Origin of the sequence: Paucibacter sp. XJ19-41 (assembly GCF_028462495.1) — a bacterium.
Taxonomy (GTDB): Bacteria; Pseudomonadota; Gammaproteobacteria; order Burkholderiales; family Burkholderiaceae_C; genus Roseateles_E.
In genome coordinates this window covers 1-440 of the sequence record NZ_JAQOWX010000302.1, presented here as the reverse complement: position 1 = coordinate 440, position 440 = coordinate 1, and the positions used below count along the sequence as shown (strand labels likewise).

The 440-nt window shown below is 73.9% G+C and carries 1 protein-coding gene; it reads right to left on the bottom strand.

What is annotated here, in order from left to right:
• Nucleotides 1-440: response regulator (locus PO768_RS29095; protein ID WP_272648837.1), on the bottom strand; the 440-nt coding region annotated here is incomplete at both ends.

Genomic DNA, 440 nt, shown 5'->3' with positions numbered 1-440 from the left:
GGCGGCGGCCGCTCGGCCGGCCGGCCATGGCGCGCCAGGGCTTGCAGCAGCTCGGCCTGGCTGATCGGCTTGGTCAGGTGGTCGTCGCAGCCGGCCTCCAGGCTGCGCAGCGCGTCGCTGCCGAAGGCATGGGCCGTCAGCGCGATCACCGGCGTGCGCGGCCAGCCCTGCTCGGCCTCCAGGCGGCGCAGCTCGCGGGTCGCGCTGTGGCCGTCCATGCCGGGCATCTGCACATCCATCAGCACCAGATCGAAGGCCTGCTCGCGCAGGCGCTGCAGGCCCAGCGCACCGTTCTCGGCCAGCGTGATGTGGTGGCCGTGGGGCTGCAGCATGGCCTCGATGACCATCACATTGACCTCGTTGTCCTCGCACAGCAGGATGTGCTGCGGCGGCGCCTCGGCCAGCGGCGCGCTGGTGGTCGGGGCCGCGCCCGGCTCGGG